Annotated in this window: 1 protein-coding gene and 2 pseudogenes; 1 reads left to right on the plus strand and 2 read right to left on the minus strand. The window is 67.5% G+C overall.

The annotated features are described in order from the left end of the window. The first annotated feature begins 555 nt into the window (after positions 1–555). Positions 556–1,416 (plus strand): alpha/beta hydrolase-fold protein, encoded by an 861-nt coding sequence (locus tag ABZ646_RS45845; RefSeq protein WP_360533523.1) that lies wholly within the window; start codon positions 556–558, stop codon positions 1,414–1,416. Between the two features lie 68 nt (positions 1,417–1,484). Here the strand turns inward: ABZ646_RS45845 and ABZ646_RS45850 are convergent. Together ABZ646_RS45850 and ABZ646_RS45855 are read right to left on the minus strand one after the other, a co-directional pair. Next, positions 1,485–1,661, minus strand: a pseudogene (locus ABZ646_RS45850) (MFS transporter); the annotation flags it as partial. A 221-nt stretch (positions 1,662–1,882) separates the two neighbouring features. Further along, positions 1,883–1,980, minus strand: a pseudogene (locus tag ABZ646_RS45855) (6-phosphogluconate dehydrogenase); the annotation flags it as partial.

The raw sequence follows: 1,980 nt of genomic DNA on the forward strand, positions 1-1,980 counted from the left end.
TGTCTCTCATCTTTCTAGCTGGTGCTTTTGCGCACAGGTCCCCCACCTGACGCGTTCCATGGATGTCGCCAAGGTATTTCCCGGCGTTCTTTTCGGCTCGCAAAGCCGGAGGCGAACAGCTTCACGTTCTCGGCCACGAAGAGCGCCTCGATCCAGCAATGCAAGGATCGAACGGAACCATGGACAACGACGCCGAAGGAAAGTGTCTCGTCGGAGTGGTGTGGGGTTCCGGCATGGAACTCTCCGTCCATGTCTACGAGGGCGCATCGGAGCATGCGCGACGTCGCTCCGACCCCGAAGATCGTAGCATGACCACTTGAACTCTTTAAGTTATGACCCACGAGTCAGTTTCCCTTATGTCTCGTATCAGCTTCTTTTCTGTACCGGCCGCCAGGATGGTCTGGTTGCCGCACCGCCCAGCCCCTCCAGGAGCAGGCTCGGCTGGCGGCGGTCCGATCGTGCCGGGAAGTCTTCCGTCCGGCGCTGACGACCAGAGGCGGCATCGAGGGAATTCCCTTGCGGTCAAGGGTGGTGATCGTCCTACCCTTGCTCCCCGTGACCATCGACATGCCCTATCAGCCCCTTCCGGTCGACCAGTCGGACGTGTGCTATGTCCACGGACCCGATTCCGCTCCGCAACCGGGGGTGCCCGCCGGCGAGACGGTCGGGTTCGAGTGGCGGGACAGCGAGGTCTATCCGGGAACCGTCCGGAAGTTCTGGGTTCACGTGCCCGCACAGTACGACCCGGCGGAACCGGCATCCCTGATGGTGTTCCAGGACGGATGGTGGTACCTGGACCCCGCGGGGGAGGTACGCGGCGCGATCGTCCTGGACAACCTCGTTCACCGCGGCGACATCCCCGTCGCGATCGGCGTGTTCGTCGATCCTGGCGTCTTCCCCGACGCGGAGAACCCCAAGAACCGCAACGCCGAGTACGACGCCTTCGACGACCGGTACGTCACCTTCCTCCTCACCGAGATCATCCCGCAGGTGGCGGAGCGCTACACCATCACCCAGGAACCCGGCAGGTGGGGCATCTGCGGCGGGAGCAGTGGCGGCAACTGCGCCTTCACCGCCGCGTGGCTGCGTCCGGACAGGTTCCGCCGCATCATCGGATACCTGTCCAGCTTCGCGCAGATGCCGGACGGCAACCCCTACCCGGACCTCATTCCCCGCGTCCCCCGCATGCCGCTGCGCATCTTCATGCAAGCCGGCCACCGCGACCTCCGCTGGAACGAGCCGCAGGGAAACTGGCTCGCCGAAAACCTGCGCGTGGCAGCGGCTCTCGCCGAAGCGGGCTACGACTTCCGCCTCGTCCTGGGAGACGGCGGACACAGCCCCAACCACGGTGGCGTCCTGTTGCCGGACGCTCTGCGCTGGCTGTGGCGGCCCGGCGCCCCCGAAGAAAGCCCCTGACCGGGCACTGCCGCCGGTGCCGTCCGGCGCGATTCGGTCCGTGACGCCGCCCCTCGCCGACCGACCGGCACCGCGCAGGCCCCGGTGGTCAGCAGCCCACCGGCCAGGAAGGTGTCCCGCACGCCGGTCAGCGGCAGAACCAGTCCCCCGAGCGCGGCGCCCGCCGCGATACCGGCGTTGTAGGAACCGGAGTTGGCCGCGAGTGCGACGTCGGTGCGGCCTGGCGCGCAGTGCAGCATCGCGTTCGCTCGAAAGCCTGGAGAGTACGACGCGTTCGTCCTGCCCGGCGGCGACACCCGCTACCTGGACGCCGGCCGCGGCCTGCAGATCGGCCTCGACCCGCGACGCGCGGGATCCCCTCCACGTCTTCTGCGACGAACTCGTCGTCGAATGCGGCGCCGACGGCATCGCCCTGCCCGCCCTGCGCCCAACCCCCACCTGACCGACCTGAGACCTCCGAACACCGACGGCACGAGCCGCCGTCGACCACCGTGTCGCCCTCGGACAGCAGGTCCTTGAGCTCGTCCACGACGGACTGGGTGGCGTGGCCCGCCGGGACCATCA

Source organism: Streptomyces sp. NPDC007162, from assembly GCF_040634175.1.
In the GTDB taxonomy this organism is placed as follows: domain Bacteria; phylum Actinomycetota; class Actinomycetes; order Streptomycetales; family Streptomycetaceae; genus Streptomyces.